Raw genomic sequence first — 20,964 nt, 5'->3', positions numbered from 1 at the left:
ATCTTTCTGAATTTCATATTCAAACCTCCATAACTTAGTCGATAGAGGAATTATTGCAAAATTTATTGAATAAAAGACTATCAATTATTTTAGGTTAACTATTATATTCCACAAAAAAGAAAGTGTTGTAGAACAAGGGATCTTTGCAAGGGGTGATTAACATGCACTTTGAGAAAATTGATCTAAAGAAACATCAAGATACTGTAGTTAAATTTCGTAAAGACTCGTTTAAGGCAAGTTTCGGTGATGATGCGGGATTTGGTGATGAAGAGGATTACTTAAATTGGTTAGTTGTTAAAACAAGAGAATTTCCTGAAGGTTTTGTTTTAATTGAAGAATGTAGTAAATATATAGGGCAACTGGAATTAACCATACGTGAATATCGAGGTAATACAATCGGTTATGTAAATTTGTATTATTTAGTGCCCGAAATGCGGGGGTTGGGTAAAGGAAAAGAATTACACAACTATGCAATGCAATTTTTTGAGAACAATAAAGTTGGTGAGTACCACTTAAGAGTTTCCACGTCAAATAAAGCTGCTATTACCTTTTATCATAAAATTGGAATGAAAGAAATTTGTCCAGAAGTTGAAGGTAAAGTAATTAGGATGAAAGGTTATTTATAAAATCTCTTGTGGAGTAGAGGTATAGTTGAGTGAGAAGTGAAGCTTATATGGAGTTACTTATTATGAATAAAGGTTTGAAATTAATTGTAGGAATGCTTTTTTTTTGTCCTTACAGGGTGCTTTGGCGAGGATTATGATGTTGGTGTTCCAACTGCCCATTTACATTTAGAAAATAGTTTGCAAAATAAACTGTATTTATAAGAAATAAATAGATGTTTAATGGGAGATATTTATGACAAATAACAAATGGAAGTTTGGTTGCTTTTCTATATTATTCGGATATTTGTACGGGCTACTGTATCTTGGTTACATTCTTTTTATTATTATTGCTCAGTCCTCATTTAGTATAATAAGTATTCCTGCTATTCTTATACCATTTATTATATTTCTAGTAACCTTACTATTTATTTGGAAACGAGTCGATATAAAAAATGATAGAAATGCAAAGAAGAATCTTAATCTTATTACCATTATGGGTATAATACCTTTTTTAATCTGTCTGTTAATGCTAGGAATAAACGAATATAGAACGAACTTCAGTACAGAGAAATGGGTTAATAATATGTCAGGAAGAGTGCACATGGTTGATGATTTAATCAATACGTATGATTTAAAAGGAAAGAGCAAAAGTGATGTTATGACATTATTAGGTCCACCAACTGACACAGAATATTTTAAGGATGAAAAAAACATTGTTTATTATCTTGGAAATGAAAGAGGAATTATTTCTATTGATAGTGAATGGTTAATAATTGATTTTGAGGGCAGCAATAAAGTAAAGGATTATGTTGTGCGTACAGATTAGTTATGTTATTTCCCTTTTATGGTTTTTGTTTAAGGTAGATACGTTTTATCAAGGTCTTTTTCAAACATTATCATACCAAACACTTCCGTTTAATCATTAAGAATGCCTTCAGTATGTGATTGTAAATTCACCCCATACTAAATACTTACCAACATTTTTAGCAACCATATTGATATGTACGAAGGATAGTTTTATTTATTTGAAGCATTATTTTTCACATGAAAAATGTAAATTTTGTGCAGATTTTTTGCATATTAACTGGAATATGGCTCTAATGGAAAGTTTAGAAGGATTGTGGATAATCGTTGCGGAATTTAAGATCATATAAAAAAGAGGGATACAAGTAATTAAGTTAATGATAAACCCGAATTATTAGGTGATATTTCAATTAATCATTCACCTAATAGTTCGGTTTTTTTATGCCGTCTTCAATAGATCTTTTGACTTTGCATACTATTTTCAAGAACTAGTGGAATGGAGCGGAAGGCACTCGGGCACCTACGGGAATAGAGGAGGCTCAACTTCCTCCCCTGCGAATGGAGTGTCTGCAGCGCACTGGAACGAACTTTGTTCTTACAACTTAACTGATTTTAGATTTCTTCGTCTTGTTGTATGACTATTTTAATAATGTCCCAGGCCCTTTTAATTGCATTGAAAACTCAAATGAAAACTTTACAAAAATAAAATTACATATATCTTTTGTATAAGTTTACTTTACTTTTACATAAAAATAATTTATTATAACATTATAAGTAAAAAGGAAGGTGCTGGAAGTGAAAGAGAAATTTGGAGATTCTATTAATAACAAAGTGTATGAACACAGGGTGTTAAAGAGAATGTCACAAAAGGAGTTGGCTGATGCTGTTGGCGTTTCAAAACAAACGATTTTTGTTATGGAAAAAAATAATTATTCGCCTTCTCTTGTATTAGCTTTTCGAATAGCTGATTTCTTCAACGTAGATGTTAAGGAGATTTTTACTTATGTGAAAGGATCTGATAAAAATGAGAATTAAATCTATAGAAATATCAAATATGTTTTTTAATCCATTAAAAACCTGGGCAGAAAAATCAACTGAAAATTGGAATATGCTAGTTGGAAGCAGTTTATTATTGCTTGTAGTCGGAGCGATTCTTGTATACGTATATCAAAGAAAATTGGGTAAAGGAGACGAAAGAACAAATCAAATATATTTTAAAAGCGCCTTAATTATGTTATGTGCAATCATTTTTGGCGATTTAATTTTCCCGAAAGAATATATGTGGCAAATTTTCTTCCTATTTAAATATTCTCTTGCATTCTTAGCTTCAGGAATATATCTAGCTATTCGATATAAAAAAGACTTTTCACAATTTATTTAATTATATATGAAAGATTAGAATAGTTTACTAGGTAGGAGCTGCCGAACCAATCTTCAACGATAGGGTGCATTTCTTTAAAAAGGAATGCATCTTTTTATGTTAATGAAAAGGAAATTAATGTTAAAATATAGAAAAAGTCATCTTGAATTAGATACATCCTTAATGAGGTGAAAAATGGGCAATCGTTGGAATGAAATCATATATAAAATTTGGTCTCCTGTGTACGATAAGTTTTTTAATTCTGGGGTGTTTTTAGAAGCACGAAAACAGATATTTCATGGAGACAAGTTTATTGCAAATCAAAAAATCCTATTCGTGGGTGTTGGAACAGGAGCCGATTTGGAACTAATTAATCATAGGGAGTTAAATATTACTGCAATAGACTATTCGAACGAAATGCTTGAAAAGGCAAAAGTTAAATTTGGAAATTCTTCAATACATTTTTTAAAAATGGATGCTCAAAATATGAATTTTAATGATAATCAATTTGATGTTGTGGTGGGAAGTCTTGTATTATCCGTTGTTCCTGACGCAGATAAATGTATTAAACAAATGATAAGGGTTTTAAAACCGAATGGAAAAATGATTATTTTTGATAAATTTTCACCTAAAGGGAAGAAGCTCTCTCTTATGAAGAAAACGTTTAGACCTCTAGTCAAATTGTTAGGTACTGATATTGGTGTAAGTTTTGAAAGATTGTATGAGCATAATAAAGAGACTATTTTTATTCAAGAAGACACTCCAATAATGTTTAATGGTATGTATAGAAAGATCGTTATCATCAAAAATATATAACTATTAAATATATTAATTAGGTAGGAGAGAAAATGAAAGCTGTCATTCAAAATGAATTTGGAGACACTAGTGTTCTTACATACACAGATGTTGATTTGCCGAAAATAGGTGAAAATGAAGTTTTAATAAAAGTGGCTTACACGAGTGTGAACTATGCAGATATAAAAAAACGAAAAGGAAATAAAGGTAAAGGTAATTTTCCTTTAACCCTCGGACTGGATGTTGCGGGGACAATAGAAGAGGTCTCTCCTAAATCAAACTTTGCAAAAGGTGATAGAGTAATAGCTTTCCCAAAAGCAGGCTCCTATGCAGAAAAAGTTGTAGCAAATGAGCATCTAGTATTTAAAATTCCAGATAGTCTAACAGATGAACAAGCTGCAACAATGCATACGGTTTCAATTTTATCTTATATACTTTTCTATGAAATTGGGCTAGTTCGAAAATCAGATATTATTGTTATTCATAGTGCAGCCGGTGGAGTAGGTTCAGTACTCGTACAATTAGCCAAACTATTTGGCGTTCAAAAAATTATAGTAACTGTTGGAAATCTAAATAAAGAAAATTATGTGAAAAAGTTAGGAGCAGATATCGTTTGTTCCTACGATACATTTGTAGAGGAAGTTTTTGCAGAAGTATTCCATTTAAGTGATGTAGCTAGTGCACACAAATTAGTTGAAAGCCGTCATTATGAATGTAAAGTGTTAATTAAAGTTTAAATCATACTTGCTACATTATTTTATTAGCTAAATTTTATCTTCTAGTAATCTTGGAGAAAAAAAGTGAATATATCTGCTGGGAAATTATAGTGAGTTGAGTAATTGTATTATTTAAGTAATCGTTTTTTATGATCGGGATATCAGTACTGTAGTATTAGAAGTGTGTGAAATGACGAATTTATGAAGGAATCTAAAACTAACGGGTGCGATGCTTCGATAAAGGAGGGTCGCTTTTCTTATTTAACTAATGAAGCATATAAATTTAACAAAATAGATGAAATTCTCTCTCTCGGTTATGCTGTATTTGAAGAAAAAAGTGAAATAAAGGAGGGATTCATTTGCAAAAGAAAAAAAGACTCTTAATGGTTGGTTTGCTGGTATTAATAGTGATAATAGTTTTCCCACCAATTTTAGCACCCTTGGCACATGATAATGATTCGCCAAGGTCTGCAATAAGAGGGGAAATATACAAAAGCGGGCATCCATATCAAAGTTTTTTTGCTTTAATAACTAAGCATGATTATAGAGATAAAGACTACGGACAGTTATACAATGTATTTTGGTTTAACTACGATAGCCCTACAGGACAAACTGCAACCTTATGTTATACAAAAGAGCTTGAAACTGAAAAGTATGAAGTCTCTTGTGGAACAGGTCCATAAAAAAGTTTAACTTACTAACACCGGGGGCGAGTGTTGATTTAAGGTAGTCACTTCTTGTGCTAAAGGAGTAGGTATGTGGAAGACGGATTTCAAATTATAAATGTTATTATTAATTTAATAGTTAAATTAGGGGAGAGAAGAAGAGATATGATGGATTTTTTTATAGTAACAGCACTTTATATTAATCCAATTTTATGTATCATATTAACTTAATAAGCAATATAAGAAAAATTTGTAAAATGATATACTTTCAAAAAGGGGGAGATTAAATGATTTTAGAAGCTGTTATGCTACAAGTTAAGCAAGGTATGGAACAGGAATATGAGGAAACATTTCGAGAAGCATCAAATATTATATCATCAATGAGAGGCTACATATCTCACGAATTACAACGATGTATGGAAGTTAAGGGGAAATATTTATTATTGGTGAAGTGGGAAACATTAGAGGACCATACACTAGGATTTAGACAATCGAAAGAGTATCAAGAATGGAAAAAACAACTACATCATTTCTATGACCCATTTCCAACAGTCGAACATTTTGAAAATGTTCCTCTTTAAAAGTTATTGAAGTAACGGGTGGCGTATATTAGGTAGAAGGGAGCGGTCCATCATGAGAATCAATAAATATATTAGTAATAGGGGTTTTTGTTCTAGACGTGAGGCCGCACGAGTTATTGAAGCAAATAGAGTAACGATAAATGGAATTACCGCTAAGCATACAGATCAAGTAAATGAAGGTGACCTCGTGCTTATAGATGGAGAATCTATTAAAGATAAAGCTGATTTAGTATATATCGCTATGAATAAACCGGTTGGGATAACTTGTACAGCTGCAAAACATGTGGAAAACAACATTATGGAATTTATAAATTATCCAGAGCACATTTTTCCGATAGGTCGGTTAGATAAAGACTCACAAGGATTAATATTACTAACCAATGATGGAGATATTGTAAATAAGATTTTACGTTCAGAGCATAATCATGAAAAAGAATATATTGTCACGGTAAACAAGCAGATAACAGATTTATTCATACGAGAGATGTCTGATGGCGTTGAAATTTTAAATACGATTACAAAGCCATGTAAGGTAGAACGAATAGATGATTGTGTGTTTCGAATTATTTTATCACAGGGGCTCAATCGACAAATCCGAAGAATGTCTAAAGCTCATGGGTATTATGTCGAGCAACTAGAGCGGATTCGAATTATGAACATAGAGTTAAACGATTTACCTATAGGAGAATGGCGTGAGCTAACAGAGCAAGAAAGGGTTGAGCTGTTAAAAGAGCTGGAGGAAGAGTGAACTTGTGACTAATAGAAGAATTTACTAATAGTATTAACGGGGTGAGAATAAACAACAAGAATTTACGATCAGTTCAATCGCTGGTCGTTTTGTTTTTATAAGAGAAAAGGGGCAGGTTAACTGAAGTTTTCGTGTTGAAGAAAAGGATGGGTATTATTAGGTATCCAAATCTCTTTCTAATGGTAGTGTTTATTTTGTTAATAACTGGTTGTAGTTCTGTTACCACAGAAAATCCAACAGAAAAAGAAATCTTAAATGATAATAGTGATGCCGATATAATAAGGTACGACGGTTTAATTTATTCAAGAAACTCTAATATAGAAAATGATTATTCCAACGGTGAAAAAATAGGAGAAATCAAGAAACAAACAATCAACACTTTGTGGTTCGGGAACCTTTATGCAAGTAAGCTAACAAGAGGTACTGAAGTATATTCTACATATGAAGAATATAAAAGTGGCGAGGCACCATTTGTAATCTTAGCAGAAGTAAAAGGATAATTACTCGATTACCACGCGAATTGAAGGTTAAATTTACCTGTTAATCTTCACCTAAAGATGGCTTTAATTTAATAGGTAAGCAGAGTCAACATATTAAGTTGGCTTTTTTTATTGCGTAATCGGGAATTTTTGTTCATTAATCATATTCTTGTAAAACTAACGGTGCAGGATAATACAACAATAAAGAATAATTGAAACTATAAGCAACATAAAACGTCAAATAGAATAAAGGGGGGCTATAATTGCGTAATCTAGTAGTTCATTTAACAGCATTTATGCTTTTTGTATTAGTTGGATGTAGTAATGATAATGGAAATGAATATGGTGGAGAACCAGGGATTACTGGATATGTAATGGATAAGGAAGGACAAAAGATTTTAGTTGTCAGTACAGAAGCTAAGGATTACAGCGAAAATGGTGGAATTGAAGAATTTTATGATGCTGTATGGGTAAATAAATCACCTAATGATGTTAAGGTAGGAGAAAAAGTGAAAATATGGTTTGACGGAGGAGTAGAAGAATCATATCCAGGTCAAACGACTGTTGGTAAATTAGAAGTTATGCAAAGCTCTACTCCTGAAGGTGCAACATTTTCCGACACTGAAATCTTAAATAGAGCATTATCTAAGAATAAGTTTGAAAATGAAATTTTAACTGCCCAATCCATTTCATATGATGCCGATAAAGACGAATGGTCAATTATATTGAAAAACACAGACAGTTATGCGGAGCATAAAGTTAAAGTAGAAGATAAGTGAATATAAGAATCTTATTAAACTAACGGGGCAAGAGTGAAACAAGGAAAGTTGTCGATGCAGCAGATTCTATTGTGTTAAAGGTACAGAATTGTTTAATAAGAGTTTAAAATTATTGGAATTTTCCTCATTCGAAAAAACGTATAAAAGGTAAGTATGGAATGGTAAATAGAAGCGGGATTGAGCAATCTATCAACAGTTATTTTATGGATGATTTTATTATCAAGTATCTTAATAGGTGTATCAGTAAACTTTATCTATCTTTTTCAACTAAAAAGGTAAAATTGTTCAATAAGTTCAATCGTTTCTTATTATAATGGCGAAGGTTACTTTATGAGATTATGAGTATTAAGGAGGAGATTAAAATCTTAAAAAAGAGGTATTTTACTATCTTTATTATTTTAATTATAGGGGTTGTTGGTTTTTCAATTTATCATTTTAATAATACTTTATATGGTAATGATAAAGAGTCAATTGTTAAAGTTATTCAATCAATTAAAGGGTATGAAGATAAACCAATTGAAATTTTAGGGATTAAAGATTTCAATGATGTAAGAATTGTTGGATTCCTATATAACGATAGTCCAGCTTATATTGAGTTCTATAAAAATGATGTAGGTAATTATAAGTGGAGGAGCATTGAAGTTAGACATGATCAAACATTAAGTTCTTTTTCTCCTATCCTGCCTAACAATATAAGACGTAAGCTTATGTATGTGTCAAACTACGAAAATGAAATTACTAAAATACAAGTGGATATAAATGGTCAATTAGTAGAACAAGATTTTCTCTCAAACAAGGCTTCGGTTACCTGGGTGGATTTTCCACTAACTGATAAAAAAGATTACACATTCCAAAATTATAAATTTTATGATGCTAAAGGAAACATACTCCAATATTTAGAGTGATTAGGCTAATGAATTAAAGGATGTTTTAGTTCAACAAATTAGAAGATGTAGCAATCATAGTCTTGTTCTTTAACAGTGGAGAACAAGGGTTGTAGATTGATCTTTTGATATACGACTCTTTTTATTGCTGAACTAACGGGCAGGCTTGTTCAAGAAAGAAAGGATGTTTAAAAATGGAAATACGCAATGTGAGAAGTTCTGACTATAACGTAATTTCACCTTTGATTAACGAATGGTGGGACGGAAGGAAAATGTCCGATATGTTGCCTAAGTTATTCTTTGTTCATTTTAATAATACAAGTTTTATTGCTGAAAAAGATGGTGAAATTGTTGGATTTTTAATTGGCTTTCTGTCTCAATCTGATACTGATGTTGCATACATACATTTTGTTGGAGTTAATCCAGAGTACCGTAAAAACCAAATTGGAAAGCAACTTTATAATGAATTTTTCAATGTGGTAAAAAAGAATAATAGAAATGTTGTTCATGCTGTAACTTCACCAGTAAACAAGGTTTCAATTGCTTATCATACCAAGATGGGATTTCATATTGACAAAGGTGACAAAGAAGTTGATGGAGTATCTGTATTTTCCGATTACGATGGAAAAAATCAAGATAGGGTATTGTTTGTTAAGAGGATTGTTTAAAACTCATTCTTGTTTTGCTAAAGGAGCAGGATTATTGAACAAGAGTTGATAAAATTATAGACAGAAAGAGGTGCAGAAAATTGTTATTACAAAAGATATGCCAGTATCAGGTATTGCAAGTAGTTGGGAGGAAACAAAACCTTATGAATCTAATAAAGCACTTAAAGAACACCTTCAAGACGAACAACTAATTTCAATTATAACTGAAATAAATAAAGTAATTGGTACTACAGAAGCAACTTGTATTTAAGGTGGCTGACGAGTTAAATAAAGACACTTTATGTGCCTTTTGTATTTTGTTAACGGGTTGCGTTAATAGAAAAAGGGGGATGTTATGAGGGGGTTGGCTTGTTTTTTAATGTTATTTTATTTAGTTGTAACCGCATTTTGGGTAGCAAATTCACAGTTTTTATTTTCAGTATGGGGGTTAATCATATGGTTAATTTCGATTTTGTTAGGGTTTATTGCTTATAAACAAATAAAAGAAAAAAATATCGTTAGGAAACTTATGTTGTATTCAACTTCCTTTATGGTGTTTTTACTTTTATTAACAGGTTTGATACATTTCGCAGTAACTTCTATGCCTTGATTGATATTCAACTATCGGGTGCCTAAATTGAATAAGTATTTTCAACAATCAGGCCCGAGTGTTGAAGACCTAATTTTTCATTTTAACTAAACTAATTAAAATGTTTCTCCAGTTGGAAATAATAATGAATTTTATTTGAAGGTAGGAAGGAAACTCTCAATTATTCTTAAAGTCTTAACTTCGTGTAAAATAACTATTAACACAACTGAATTTGAGAAGTTAAAACGTCTTACTTCCTTGATAGGACTGGAGTTAAGACGTTTTTTTATTAGAGCAAGAACGAAAGATAAGTTTTAGTAACACGTCTAGGGGGATGAAACCTAAGTTTCTAACCATGTCTTTTTTTTCAACAAACAGACCATATTGTATATTGTGAAGGTTTTCACTTAAACTTACGGTGCAGTTTAGTTGAACAAACGTTATTAGTTTTTTTCAACAATCGGGCCAGATTGTTGCATATCCGTTTTTTTATAAAAAGCCGTATATTGTAAAAATATTATAATAAGAAATTAGTAATTATCTCCTTAAAATTACTAATTCTTCAAAATAATAAGTGTTAAAATCATAGTATAGTAACCTGGAGGATGACCATGATTGATTGGTCGAACTAAAAACCTTTTGATACTTCCAAAAGCATGATTTAGTCTAGGGGAAAAGAAAGTCTAAAGGGCTATTTTTATGCTTTAGTATGAAGTGAAAATTACGAACTTTTATAAAGGAATGATGAAATGAAAAAGACAATCCTTTACCTCGTTGCAGCAGCAGTAGCTATTTTAATTGTTTATGCTTTTAATACAACAGAGTCAACACATGATAAGGCTATATACGTTGCTACAAATGGAAGTGATAAAAATGATGGGACTAAATCAAAACCATTTCGTACACTAAAGAAAGCTGCTTCAGAAGCAAGAGCAGGGACGATTGTCTACATAAAAGAAGGCATTTATAAAGAAAGGCTAATTGTTAAATATAGTGGAACAAAATTAAAACCAATTACGTTTAAAGCGTACAATCAAGACAAGGTTGTTATTACTGGTGAGGACGTAAAAAATGTAGAAGGAGATACGTCCCTTGTTAACATAGACAATAAAAATTATATCACGATTAGTGGGCTCATTATTCAAGATTTAACTACTAACTTAACGAATGAAACTGTAATAGGAATGTATGTAACAGGCTCAAGCAGCCATATTACGTTAGAACATAATGTTGTACGAAAGATAGAAACGCATGCAGAAGATGGAAATGCCCATGGAATTGCAATATACGGAACTGGTCCGATGAAAGATATTTATATTATAAATAATACATTAGAGGATTTAAAACTCGGGTGGAGTGAATCACTCGTTCTTAATGGGAATATCGATGGTTTTAGTGTTGAAAATAATGTAGTTCGCAGAAATGATAATATTGGGATTGATCTAATTGGTCATGAAGGAATTTCAAATGATCCAAAAGCTGACTACGTTCGAAATGGTATCATTAAAAATAATGAAGTGTATGAAATATCCTCATTCGGTAATCCAGCATATGGAGAAGAATACAATGCCGGTGGAATTTATGTCGATGGTGGGAAAAGTATAACGATTGAAAAGAATACTATATATAATTGTGATATCGGTATTGAGGCAACCTCTGAGCACGCAAAACAATATGCTGATAACATTGAAATAACAGAGAACATCGTGTATGACAACCATTATACAGGAATTTCCATTGGTGGATATGATGATAATCGGGGAGGAACGATTAACTCTTCCATTACCCAAAACATTATTTATCGAAATGATACAAAAGGGCTAGCAGGGGGACAGCTACTGTTGCAGCATGATATAAAAGATAATATTATAGAAAGAAATACCTTAACTGCTGGGCCATCTCGTATTTTTATCGCCAACTTTTTTACAACGAATCAAGATAATGAACTACGAAGAAACGTCTTTCATAAAGAAGAGGGAAAAAAAGGTCTTTGGGTATGGAATGAAGAAGAATTCACTTCTTTTCAAGAATTCAAGCTTGCTTCAACTAGTGATTCACAATCCAGTTATTTGGATCCAATGTTTGAAAATGAAACCAACTATGACTTTTCATTGAAAAAGGAATCTCCTGCAATAAATATTATTGAATAATAATATAGAGTCTTGATGATCATTTAATCATCGAGACTTTTTTCATTCATAAAAAAATAGTAAATGTCACAAAATAAAGTACGTTCTCGGACTAATTTAAACTTCTATTTATAGAATTCAATTCCTTTATCAGTGATTTCTTTATGTGCATTTTTACCAATTTTCAATCCTAAATCAAGCTCTTTTCGTTCTTCTTTAGTAGGTTCCCTGTCCTCAAATGCATAATTTGATAGACTTCTTCAACACATGCCATATGATACAAAAGGCAACAGTTGTATATAATAATGAACAGGTAGGGGGGAAACTAGCTATTATTTTTAAAATCTTAACTTCGTGTAAAATATTTATCAACACAACTGAATTTGAGTAGCTAAAATGTCTGAATTCCTTGATAGTATTGGAGTTGAGACGTTTTTTTATTAGCTCGGGAACTGAAAGATAAGTGTTATTAACACGTCTAGGGGGAGAAACACCAGAATCTATAACTATTTTTCGGCAGCAAAATCAGGATTTAGCATAACCCATTTAATGCCTAGTAGACATATACTGCACAGTAGAATTTACATAATTGTGGAAAAATTGAACAATAATTTAATATCTTCTGATAAGATGATAATTAGAAGATAAGTGATATTGTGAAGTTTGTCACTTAAACTAACGGGCAGGTTTATTCAATAACAATGCAAAAAATAATAGAATTATTTTATAGAGTAAGAAAGGTGGTTTATGAGTGAGATTTATTATAAAGAAGTTAGTAGTTCTAACATTTATACTGTTTATCTCTAGCATTTTTGTTTATTCTACTTCTTTCTTTGACGGGAAAATGATAAATACATATGACGAGTTAAAAGAGAGTTTCCCTATGGTAATAGGTTTTCCAATAGGATTTGTAGAACTGACGTGGGTTAAAATTGACCCACCTTTACCTTATTTTTATGGAATAAAATGTTGTGGAACAATATGGCATCAAGATAAATTTTCACTTTCGGTTTTAATCGTTTTTTTCCTTTTATCCCTCTTATATTTAGTTTCTTGTTTTGTGGCTTCCAAAAAAAACTCCTAGTTTAACTAACGGGGGCTAATCTTCAAGAAGGAGATTAGCTTTTATTGAAAGATTGAATAGAGGTGGCGAAATGAGTTTAGCTAGTTATATTGGGTGTAATATAGAATTGTCGATTACCGATGATGAATATTCAGATGAATCTTTATATATTGGAGGGTGTTTTGCGGGTGAGTATGACCTACAAAATGTAAAGAAATTTCAGTTTACTACTCCTTATGTTTATGAAATATCAAGCCATTGGGGAATTGAGATTACGGAATTTATGAACCCAAAAACGTGTGCGGAATCGAAAAAGAAGCTAATAGAACTATGTAAAAGAATGGATGGTTATCTTAAACATGGCGATTATTTTGAGTTGTATAGTTGCTGGGTAGGAGAAGAAACTGAAAAGCGAGAGGGTGAGATAACCCTCCTAATCAATAACTTTGATATTGACCAGATTGAAATACCCGAAAAAACGTTAGTTAGATTTGAAAAGTGAAGTTTTCTTCTTCAAGTAACGGGCCGAGTGTTCAATAAGAACAGTCGCTTTTTCACTAACGGTGCATTTTAGTGATATAACTGAATTTGAATTCAAGGGGGAGTTATTATCAAACTAGTGAAAATTATTAGTCCCATTGCTTTAATTTTAATCGTTTTCTTGGGCGGTTATATGATAGGAAAAGCAAACTCCAATGAGGCTTCACGGGAAATTAGAATTGGGTATGATAACATAGAAAATGTTGGACAAATTGACATTGAAAAAGTCATTACAGACACAGAAAACCAAGGGATAGTTGATAACTTTTTAATGATTTATCTCTACAAAGAGAAAATTCTAGATACAAATAAAGATATAGATAAGCCAGATGTTCATATTTCAGTAATGAGTCCGAAGCAGTCTACTGGCTTAATAGATTCCAGACTATGGTTCACCAATGAAGGTGCCGTGATTGGTATTCGTTCTGGGGAAAGTTGGGACCAAGTCGATTATTTCGAAATCAATAAAAGTGATGCTAACTACATTAAAGAGCAGATTGAATACCAAGAAGATTAAGTCCATATTCAGCTAACGGGAGCAAGATTGGAACAAGGAAAGTTGTCGTTGCTGCAGCTCCTATTGTGTTAAAAATGCAGTTTAGCACAACAAGTCTTTGCTCTTCATTCGTGAGAATTAAAGAGTAGAAATGAAGTGAAAAAATAACCCAAGGAGGGTATTATGCACCCAACAGAAGTAATAGAGTTTATCGTTGTAGGTGTTGTTATTGCAGTAATCATACTTATTTCATTTATTTTAAAAGGTAATCGGAGAAAGTTTGGATTGGTATTCGCCACAGTCGTTCTTTTAGCATATAGTGTATTTTTTATAGCTCGCCCCAATTGGATTGATGCACAAATTGAGAAGAAAGTTGAAATGTTAGAACCATATTTAGAACAACAGTATCCGAATGACGAATGGATTATCACAACGGTTCCTCATAAAGAAGATGGTTATAAGCACCTTAATCCATATTACATTGGGGTGGTTTTCGAAGACGAACCAGAAGTAACTTATCATTATTGGGTAGAGAAGAATAACATTTACCAAGTCAGCTTTTCGACTAAAAAAGAAAATTTAGACGAGTTAAAGTTCAAAGATAGCGAATAAGCTAATGTTTTAACAATATTGTTGTTGCTCTATGTTCCACTAACTGGTGCGAGAGTTCAATAAGAACAGTAGTTTTTTCACTAACGGAGCAGGTTAGTTAAATAAGCCTTGGGATAAATCAATACTATTTTTGAAACCGACAAAGTTTTTTTTCGTCTAATTTAAAAAGATGGTTAAGGAGGTTTTGTCTATGAAAAAAATAAGTTTGGTCTTATCTATATTTTTATTATCAATTGGTTTATTCGGATGTCAGCAGGATACTGAAAGTTTAGAAAAGATAACTATTGATTCAATGTTTAGCATATCTGAAACATTAGTTATCGAGGATGAAAAAACAATTGAAATGATTAAAGAAGCAGTAGAAAAAGCAGAAAAACAATCAGGGATTGTTAATATGGCAGACCCTGAATTTAAAATTGCACTTGGAGAAGAAACATATTTCCTTTGGATTAGTGAAAATTCTGGAAGAGTTATGACTACAGAAGATACACATACAATCTATAGTCTATCCGAGAATTCAGTCAAACAAGTGAATGAGTTATTGAAGTAACGGATGCTTTAGTTTAAGAAGACTGTTATTACAAAGCAAAAGGATCAGATCTAAATCTGCTCCTTTTGCTTTGTATTTTTTTGTATTCCTGATTTGGTTACTAACACCAGTGTTAATTACCGAGTAAAATTACGTTTTTTTAAATCATAAATGAAGCATGGAGAACTGATTATCACCGTTTTTAGAGAGATTGTGAATATACATGATGTGAAGTTTATTGAACAAAAGATATTAATGCCACTAGGATAATAAGATAAATATTTCAATACTTGGAGGGGCTGCGCTCGTAAAAGTTTTTCTTTTTCTTACTCCTGGTTCACCTGGTTTACTGTTCCTTCGTTTACTCACTATTTATTGGGGAATAGGCGAATATAGGATGTATTGTTGGAGAGATATTGGTTGTGCGAGATTTACGGTTAGCAGGTGTACTATTCATTTGAATGAAGTTGATTTTTTGATAGGGACAGGCTAATATCCCGGCAGCTTCGTGAATAGGCAAAGCGATGGGGAAAGACTGAGTTTTTCGGTAATGAAAGTTATTATTTTAAAAAAATCTTTCAAGATATACGGAAGCGGTATCTTCTGTCCATCTATCTTTTTATCGTTTTAAAAAGGATTCATCCGGAAAGAAATTGATAGATTTGATATTGAAAAAGGCAAAGGAGGGTGGAAGTCAGGCATCTGGATAACTTAGTTGGAAGCATTCGTTTGCCTAGGCAATCAGCAGTTAAAGATTTAAAAAAGAATAGAAATAGTGAGATGCAAGAGCTCCAAGATGTGCTGGACAGAGGTATTATGTCAAGCGATAAAAGAACACTGGGCACGTTTATTTCGGAATTTCTATTGAGGTTAGAATTTATCGAGGAGATAGAAATGTTTTTAGAGAAAATAAAAAAACATCAGAAAGGATCATCATATGGAAACGAATAAACAAAAAGCAAAGAAAGCCGGATTTCCGTTTCTAATTATGATTGGAGGGATTGGGTTTTCGGTTCTTTTTATCATTTTATTTGCCAATCTGGCAGAAGAATTGCTAGAAAAAGAGGTGGAAATTTTTGATGCCACGATTATCAATTGGTTTAAATACATAGAGAATGGCACGCTCGACCAAATCATGATATTTGGTACGGAGCTAGGCTCAGTTTGGTTTTTATCAGTATGTACAGTTGCTGCTATCATCGGGTTATGGTTTACATCCAGGGATAAATGGGGAATTTTATTCCTCGTGATTGGGATCGGCGGAGGAGGCTTGCTGACTACCTTATTGAAACATCTATATGCACGCGATCGTCCATCTATCAATCCTGAAATTGATGCGATTGGCTATAGCTTTCCAAGTGGTCATTCAATGGGTTCTTTGATTTTTTATGGATTTATTGCATATTTCATCGTTCGATCTAGCAGAAAGAAAGTTTTAAAGTGGTTTGTGATATTGACTGCGGGATTGGTAGTAATCTGGATCGGATCGACACGGATATATCTTGGAGCTCATTACCCAAGTGATGTCCTAGCGGGGCACTTAGCTGGAGCTATTTGGCTAATCCTCACCATTCTTGCATTGGAATGGGTAGAGTGGAGAAGCGCAAACTCTATCCGGCCAACTCATGTTTTTAAGAGATTTGTAGGAAAATATATTAATTTTTAAATTGGGAAGGAGAGGGTCAAAGTTTTCAAAAAAAATAAATTAGGAAAAATAGTGGGATTGATTCTAGTGAGCATCTTGGTTTGGGGATTAGTAGAACCATATTTTTTAGATATTGAAAAGGAAAAAGCAGCCATTCCGAACTTGCCATCAGAATGGGAGGGCAAAAAGGTGGCGGTGATTGGAGATTTCCAAGTAGGGATGTGGATGGATAACACAGAAACTGTAGAGGATGCTGCTGAAAAAATCGCAGAAATGAAGCCGGATGCAGTGCTGATCATTGGAGATTTTATCTACCATTCGCTTGAGGATCCAAATGCAGAGATGCAAAAGGTTGAAAAGCTGATCAACCCTCTGGTAAAAACTGATATTCCCTTATTTGCCGTTCTGGGGAATCATGACTACAACATGGGAAACAAAAATGACGAACCCAAAATAGCATCTGCGAAGCATGTGAAAACTTCTCTAGAGGAGATGGGAATAACATTGTTGCACAATCGTTCTGTTGCTTTAAAACTGACAAAGGATAATGAAGTCTCAATCGGAAAGCCTCAGGACAGTAGTTTTTATATAGCTGGATTGGGAGCTAATTGGCCTGAAAATGCGGATCCAGCCAAAGCACTCAATGGTATTCCAGAAGCAGCTCCGAGAATGATCATGATGCACAATCCAGAATCATTCGCAAAGCTGCCAGCAAATTCAGCACCGCTTGCAGTAGCCGGTCATACACATGGAGGACAATTTAGAGTTCCGTTTGCGCCAGAGTGGTCATATAAAAGCCTAGTAGCAAAAGACAAAGCAAAGGTAGATGGGTGGATTGAAAACTTTGGAGCAAATGGAAACCATCTGTATGTAAATAGAGGGATTGGTTTCAGTGATCTTCCACTTAGAATCAATACACCTCCGGAAATTACCGTTTTTATATTAACAAAAGCCTAGAATGAAAGAAGACGTTTATAGCATTTTGTGTCGGGTAACAGTTTTATATAGGCTAAAGCAATAGTTTTCAAGACTAATTACAAGGAGGGAAATCATCTATGAGTAGAACACAATAAATTAGAATCAGAATCTAATGAAACTGAAACGAAAGAAGAAGAGGAGCCCAGATCTTGTAGAAGAAACTTTTAAAGAAGTAAACGGAAAATAATAGTCTAGTAATTTTGTTTCAAAATAAATCAGCGCCTATCGAAATATAGGGGCTGTTATTTTTAAAAGTGAATAAATAATCTTTCAAGATCTATTGTAAATAGTAACCAAAGGAGGCTAAACATGAAAAAGAAAGTAATACCATTTGCCGTAGTATCAACATTAGTTTTTGCTCCGCTATCTGCGGGTGCAGTGGAATATAAAGAGGTAAAAGAGCAATACCCGGCGGTGACGACCTGGACAGAGATGGAATGGAATAACTATCTAGAAGAAAATTACGGATCTCAGTTAAATGATTATGATAACATGGATGAACTGAAAGCAGAGATCGGTGAACCAATAGATGTTAATCAGCTGGCTGACGGAGATCTTGATCAAAATATATTGGACATCATTGAAAGATACAATATGGACACAAATCAGCTGGTAGCTTTCTTAGAAGAATATGACAACAGGGATAATATACACTTTGTTGGTGATTTGGTGAATTCATTGGATGAGGGCTGGAGCGTTGACGAAAATGGTTCAACCAATAATAATGGAGTTGTTGCTTCAGAAAACAATAACGAAGACAATGCATCAGATAACTCTAATGCCAATGGACCAAATGAACCCTCTGAAACAGAAACACTGGACGAGCGACAGTTAGAGGAAACGTACTTAATACCACTTGGGTGGACGGTTGATGAATTCAACCAGTATTTAGTTGATAATTATGACACAGATTTGAATGACTACACTTTATTTGAAGATCTGGTATCTCAGGTAGGTCCGCTAATTACCGACGAAAATGAACGTGAGTTAATCGAAAAATACGGCTTGACTCCTGGAGAGTACGAAGAATTATTGGCAGAGTACGGAGAACGTCCAGATGATTATTACTTCCTGAATGACTTGAGAGAATCGCTTGATTACTATAATAGTGATCAGCCGGAAGAAGCAGCAACCGAAAATGGCGGTGACATGCCAGATACAGCCACAAATTCCCTTGCCTATGTTTTTCTTGGAGTTGGACTATTCATGCTTGGAGGCATTACCTTGAGAGCGCGTAAACACTTTGGTGATCGGTAATGAATAAAGGGAAAAATAATGGTATGCGGGAATGGATTATTCCCGCTATTGCCTTTTTCCTCATCATTTCTGGCATATATTTGGCAGGCACCCATGCATATAGCTGGGCAAAAGGAGTCATAGCTGTCGAGAAAGGTAATTATAGTGTTAGTATCAGGAACATGGAACAAGAAATGGATAAAAATGAAAAAAGCACAAATACCGATAAACCTGATAAAGGAGAAAAGATCGGGGAAATATCCATCCCAAAGGTCGACATATCTGTTCCGATATACGAAGGTACAAGTGAAGAAGAGCTTGAAAAAGGTGCTGGACATTATTCCAACAGCGTTATGCCTGGTGAAGACAATAACACGGTTATTTCAGGGCATCGGGACACTGTATTCAGAAAGCTTAAAGAAGTCCGAGAACATGATGTGATTAAGATTGAAACTGCCAAAGGAATATACACCTACCGAATAGAAAAAGTCAGGATTGTCGACGCAGAGGATAAAACTGTCATTGTCCCAAAGCCTGAGGCTACATTAACTTTGACGACTTGTTACCCATTTACGTACATTGGCAATGCACCGGAACGTTATGTTTTGGTTGGAAATCTGATAAACTCATCTGAAAAATAACATACTTTTAAGTGATCACATAGAAAAAGAACTTTCTAATCGCAATTCCACTTGGACGATCCTTGGTCCTTGGAGGGTGTTCTAAAAGGGCATGGACAAATGATTGCATGTAGAAGACACGTCAGTTGAGTATACAGTTTTACAATAACGATGACTATAACAAAGCAAAAGGATCAGATTTCAATTATCTGGTCCTTGTTGAATTGCTAATTATATTGGTGATTTTTTCTAATAAATAGTGTTGAAAACTAGTGTGAATTAACCTGTAAGTTATATATTTTAGCCTCTCAACTCACTGATTATTTACCAGATAAAAAAAGTGTGATTTTTTTATAATTAGGTCCGGAAAGACTCTTGACGATCCAACCATGCAATAATAGCGAAAGGGACAATCCAGCGAATGATTGTTAAATAAACATTCCAGTTATTATATAAAAGCCAACCCTTCCAATTCGCAAATGTATAGTATGATATACCTACAAGGCTTAATAGTCCAAATACGATTGGACGATGTTTAGAATTAAATTTAGGTATAAGGGTACCAGTTAAAATTCCAAGTAAAGTAAGAGAACCAATTTCAGAAAAACGGTCATCAGCATGTGGAGAGTTGAAAATGTGTGGTCTCCACTCAAACAAATTTAGAAGTTCTCCACCCATAATGGCTCCTCCTAACATGCCTGCAATGTTATACACACTAGCCGTAAGTATAATCGGATAAGGAAGTGGCTTTTCTTTCCGTAAAAAATGTGGGGCGTATTTTGAAAATATACATAACCCAACAAAATAGACAGATATTGAAATCCAGATATTCCAATGAAGATAAACAAGGTATCCTAAACGTATATATAGAACTTCAGTCAAACCTTGCATAATCGTAAATAATATGACAAGTAGCCAACGCTTATTACTATGGGTTAAATAATGACATACAATAATCAATGTTAGGGGCAAAGTAACTACATCTGCCAGTAAGACACCAAGTTGGTTGTCCTTATTAAAATCAGAAAGTAAATGTGCGGGAAATTTATAAAAATTTAACAAAAAATTAAAAATCATCTCTCCAATATCTACAATTAATACAAAGACGAAGAAAGCTGTTAATATTGTACCCCATGTATATTCTCCTTTTTTCACGACCCTCATAAACCAAATTGTTAAGATAATAATATGGATTATAAACAACATGAATTTTTCCTCATAAGTTAAGACAATTACTCTGTTCCTTTAGCATTCATAAAAATATAAGTTCATGAGGACAACATCGAGATTTTTCAAACGAGACAATGATATGTCAAAGTAGACTGGTCTGTTTTTAATCGGCTTTTATATTGAAATTTACAAATACTATAAGTAATAATTGAAGATGGCGGAAATTCTCTAAGTCTTAACTTCGTGTAAAATATCTATTAACACAACTAAGTAAAAGTAGTTAAAATGTCTCAA

At 33.2% G+C, this 20,964-nt stretch carries 26 protein-coding genes; 25 read left to right on the top strand and 1 reads right to left on the bottom strand.

What is annotated here, in order from left to right:
- The first annotated feature begins 161 nt into the window (after positions 1–161).
- The 25 genes from FS935_RS00470 (at position 162) to srtD (ending at position 19,521) form a co-directional block, all read left to right on the top strand.
- Positions 162–626: a GNAT family N-acetyltransferase gene (locus FS935_RS00470; RefSeq protein WP_146945577.1), complete on the top strand. Its 465-nt coding sequence runs from the start codon at positions 162–164 to the stop codon at positions 624–626.
- Between the two features lie 232 nt (positions 627–858).
- The gene (locus tag FS935_RS00465; RefSeq protein WP_146945576.1) at positions 859–1,431 is read left to right on the top strand and encodes a hypothetical protein; all 573 of its coding nucleotides are present in this window, start codon (positions 859–861) and stop codon (positions 1,429–1,431) included.
- 773 nt (positions 1,432–2,204) lie between these two features.
- A complete protein-coding gene (locus FS935_RS00460; RefSeq protein ID WP_146945575.1) occupies positions 2,205–2,444 on the top strand; it encodes a helix-turn-helix transcriptional regulator in 240 nt (79 codons plus the stop codon).
- A complete protein-coding gene (locus FS935_RS00455; protein WP_146945574.1) occupies positions 2,434–2,790 on the top strand; it encodes a DUF2178 domain-containing protein in 357 nt (118 codons plus the stop codon). The genes FS935_RS00460 and FS935_RS00455 overlap by 11 nt, the downstream gene beginning before the upstream one ends.
- A 174-nt stretch (positions 2,791–2,964) precedes the next feature.
- On the top strand, positions 2,965–3,585 hold the full coding sequence (locus FS935_RS00450; RefSeq protein WP_146945573.1) for a class I SAM-dependent methyltransferase: 621 nt from the start codon (positions 2,965–2,967) through the stop codon (positions 3,583–3,585).
- A gap of 32 nt (positions 3,586–3,617) precedes the next feature.
- Positions 3,618–4,301 (top strand): quinone oxidoreductase family protein, encoded by a 684-nt coding sequence (locus FS935_RS00445; protein WP_146945572.1) that lies wholly within the window; start codon positions 3,618–3,620, stop codon positions 4,299–4,301.
- A 338-nt stretch (positions 4,302–4,639) separates the two neighbouring features.
- Positions 4,640–4,963, top strand: coding sequence for a YjcN family protein (locus FS935_RS00440; protein WP_240050768.1), 324 nt, complete (start codon positions 4,640–4,642; stop codon positions 4,961–4,963).
- A 269-nt stretch (positions 4,964–5,232) separates the two neighbouring features.
- Positions 5,233–5,526, top strand: coding sequence for an antibiotic biosynthesis monooxygenase family protein (locus FS935_RS00435; RefSeq protein ID WP_146945571.1), 294 nt, complete (start codon positions 5,233–5,235; stop codon positions 5,524–5,526).
- 52 nt (positions 5,527–5,578) lie between these two features.
- Positions 5,579–6,274, top strand: a complete 696-nt coding sequence (gene rluF, locus FS935_RS00430; protein WP_146945570.1) for a 23S rRNA pseudouridine(2604) synthase RluF — start codon at positions 5,579–5,581, stop codon at positions 6,272–6,274.
- 134 nt (positions 6,275–6,408) lie between these two features.
- Positions 6,409–6,774 carry a hypothetical protein gene (locus FS935_RS00425; RefSeq protein WP_158638473.1) on the top strand — a complete coding sequence of 122 codons (366 nt, stop codon included), beginning with the start codon at positions 6,409–6,411 and terminating at the stop codon, positions 6,772–6,774.
- 242 nt (positions 6,775–7,016) lie between these two features.
- Positions 7,017–7,532: a YobA family protein gene (locus FS935_RS00420; protein ID WP_146945568.1), complete on the top strand. Its 516-nt coding sequence runs from the start codon at positions 7,017–7,019 to the stop codon at positions 7,530–7,532.
- A gap of 338 nt (positions 7,533–7,870) precedes the next feature.
- Positions 7,871–8,437, top strand: coding sequence for a hypothetical protein (locus FS935_RS00415; RefSeq protein WP_146945567.1), 567 nt, complete (start codon positions 7,871–7,873; stop codon positions 8,435–8,437).
- Between the two features lie 173 nt (positions 8,438–8,610).
- Positions 8,611–9,084 carry a GNAT family N-acetyltransferase gene (locus tag FS935_RS00410; RefSeq protein WP_146945566.1) on the top strand — a complete coding sequence of 158 codons (474 nt, stop codon included), beginning with the start codon at positions 8,611–8,613 and terminating at the stop codon, positions 9,082–9,084.
- A gap of 70 nt (positions 9,085–9,154) precedes the next feature.
- A complete protein-coding gene (locus FS935_RS00405) occupies positions 9,155–9,334 on the top strand; it encodes a hypothetical protein (RefSeq protein ID WP_146945565.1) in 180 nt (59 codons plus the stop codon).
- 84 nt (positions 9,335–9,418) lie between these two features.
- Complete coding sequence (locus FS935_RS00400) at positions 9,419–9,673, top strand: hypothetical protein (protein ID WP_158638472.1); 255 nt, start codon at positions 9,419–9,421, stop codon at positions 9,671–9,673.
- Positions 9,674–10,401: 728 nt separating this feature from the next.
- Positions 10,402–11,802, top strand: coding sequence for a right-handed parallel beta-helix repeat-containing protein (locus tag FS935_RS00395; protein ID WP_146945563.1), 1,401 nt, complete (start codon positions 10,402–10,404; stop codon positions 11,800–11,802).
- A 1,133-nt stretch (positions 11,803–12,935) separates the two neighbouring features.
- The gene (locus FS935_RS00390) at positions 12,936–13,346 is read left to right on the top strand and encodes a hypothetical protein (protein ID WP_146946298.1); all 411 of its coding nucleotides are present in this window, start codon (positions 12,936–12,938) and stop codon (positions 13,344–13,346) included.
- Between the two features lie 171 nt (positions 13,347–13,517).
- Positions 13,518–13,901 carry a hypothetical protein gene (locus tag FS935_RS00385; protein ID WP_146945562.1) on the top strand — a complete coding sequence of 128 codons (384 nt, stop codon included), beginning with the start codon at positions 13,518–13,520 and terminating at the stop codon, positions 13,899–13,901.
- A 162-nt stretch (positions 13,902–14,063) separates the two neighbouring features.
- Positions 14,064–14,492 (top strand): DUF3139 domain-containing protein, encoded by a 429-nt coding sequence (locus tag FS935_RS00380; protein ID WP_146945561.1) that lies wholly within the window; start codon positions 14,064–14,066, stop codon positions 14,490–14,492.
- Positions 14,493–14,682: 190 nt separating this feature from the next.
- The gene (locus tag FS935_RS00375) at positions 14,683–15,042 is read left to right on the top strand and encodes a YhfM domain-containing protein (protein WP_146945560.1); all 360 of its coding nucleotides are present in this window, start codon (positions 14,683–14,685) and stop codon (positions 15,040–15,042) included.
- Positions 15,043–15,750: 708 nt separating this feature from the next.
- A complete protein-coding gene (locus FS935_RS00370; RefSeq protein WP_146945559.1) occupies positions 15,751–15,972 on the top strand; it encodes a hypothetical protein in 222 nt (73 codons plus the stop codon).
- Positions 15,959–16,687, top strand: a complete 729-nt coding sequence (locus FS935_RS00365; RefSeq protein ID WP_146945558.1) for a phosphatase PAP2 family protein — start codon at positions 15,959–15,961, stop codon at positions 16,685–16,687. Before FS935_RS00370 ends, FS935_RS00365 begins: the two co-directional genes overlap by 14 nt.
- A gap of 66 nt (positions 16,688–16,753) precedes the next feature.
- Positions 16,754–17,623, top strand: a complete 870-nt coding sequence (locus tag FS935_RS00360; RefSeq protein ID WP_240050767.1) for a metallophosphoesterase — start codon at positions 16,754–16,756, stop codon at positions 17,621–17,623.
- A 330-nt stretch (positions 17,624–17,953) separates the two neighbouring features.
- The gene (locus FS935_RS00355) at positions 17,954–18,901 is read left to right on the top strand and encodes a processed acidic surface protein (protein ID WP_146945556.1); all 948 of its coding nucleotides are present in this window, start codon (positions 17,954–17,956) and stop codon (positions 18,899–18,901) included.
- Complete coding sequence (srtD, locus tag FS935_RS00350) at positions 18,901–19,521, top strand: class D sortase, LPxTATN-specific (protein WP_193559336.1); 621 nt, start codon at positions 18,901–18,903, stop codon at positions 19,519–19,521. The genes FS935_RS00355 and srtD overlap by 1 nt, the downstream gene beginning before the upstream one ends.
- Before the next feature lie 336 nt (positions 19,522–19,857).
- Here the strand turns inward: srtD and FS935_RS00345 are convergent, their stop codons facing one another.
- Positions 19,858–20,706 (bottom strand): hypothetical protein, encoded by an 849-nt coding sequence (locus tag FS935_RS00345; protein WP_146945555.1) that lies wholly within the window; start codon positions 20,704–20,706, stop codon positions 19,858–19,860.
- Positions 20,707–20,964: the final 258 nt, after the last annotated feature.

The organism is Metabacillus litoralis (assembly GCF_007994985.1).
Classification (GTDB): Bacteria; Bacillota; Bacilli; order Bacillales; family Bacillaceae; genus Metabacillus; species Metabacillus litoralis.
Note: the sequence above shows the minus strand (reverse complement) of the source record. Positions and strands in the feature narration are given on the sequence as shown.

Coding starts and splice junctions, on each gene's coding strand:
- FS935_RS00390 (WP_146946298.1), top strand. CDS start 12,936: ATGAGTTTAGCTAGTTATATTGGGTGTAATATAGAATTGTCGATTACC.
- rluF (WP_146945570.1), top strand. CDS start 5,579: ATGAGAATCAATAAATATATTAGTAATAGGGGTTTTTGTTCTAGACGT.
- FS935_RS00345 (WP_146945555.1), bottom strand. CDS start 20,706: ATGTTGTTTATAATCCATATTATTATCTTAACAATTTGGTTTATGAGG.
- srtD (WP_193559336.1), top strand. CDS start 18,901: ATGAATAAAGGGAAAAATAATGGTATGCGGGAATGGATTATTCCCGCT.
- FS935_RS00365 (WP_146945558.1), top strand. CDS start 15,959: ATGGAAACGAATAAACAAAAAGCAAAGAAAGCCGGATTTCCGTTTCTA.
- FS935_RS00455 (WP_146945574.1), top strand. CDS start 2,434: ATGAGAATTAAATCTATAGAAATATCAAATATGTTTTTTAATCCATTA.
- FS935_RS00380 (WP_146945561.1), top strand. CDS start 14,064: ATGCACCCAACAGAAGTAATAGAGTTTATCGTTGTAGGTGTTGTTATT.
- FS935_RS00415 (WP_146945567.1), top strand. CDS start 7,871: ATGAGTATTAAGGAGGAGATTAAAATCTTAAAAAAGAGGTATTTTACT.
- FS935_RS00385 (WP_146945562.1), top strand. CDS start 13,518: ATGATAGGAAAAGCAAACTCCAATGAGGCTTCACGGGAAATTAGAATT.
- FS935_RS00395 (WP_146945563.1), top strand. CDS start 10,402: ATGAAAAAGACAATCCTTTACCTCGTTGCAGCAGCAGTAGCTATTTTA.
- FS935_RS00465 (WP_146945576.1), top strand. CDS start 859: ATGACAAATAACAAATGGAAGTTTGGTTGCTTTTCTATATTATTCGGA.
- FS935_RS00445 (WP_146945572.1), top strand. CDS start 3,618: ATGAAAGCTGTCATTCAAAATGAATTTGGAGACACTAGTGTTCTTACA.
- FS935_RS00450 (WP_146945573.1), top strand. CDS start 2,965: ATGGGCAATCGTTGGAATGAAATCATATATAAAATTTGGTCTCCTGTG.
- FS935_RS00470 (WP_146945577.1), top strand. CDS start 162: ATGCACTTTGAGAAAATTGATCTAAAGAAACATCAAGATACTGTAGTT.
- FS935_RS00375 (WP_146945560.1), top strand. CDS start 14,683: ATGAAAAAAATAAGTTTGGTCTTATCTATATTTTTATTATCAATTGGT.
- FS935_RS00435 (WP_146945571.1), top strand. CDS start 5,233: ATGATTTTAGAAGCTGTTATGCTACAAGTTAAGCAAGGTATGGAACAG.
- FS935_RS00400 (WP_158638472.1), top strand. CDS start 9,419: ATGAGGGGGTTGGCTTGTTTTTTAATGTTATTTTATTTAGTTGTAACC.
- FS935_RS00410 (WP_146945566.1), top strand. CDS start 8,611: ATGGAAATACGCAATGTGAGAAGTTCTGACTATAACGTAATTTCACCT.
- FS935_RS00355 (WP_146945556.1), top strand. CDS start 17,954: ATGAAAAAGAAAGTAATACCATTTGCCGTAGTATCAACATTAGTTTTT.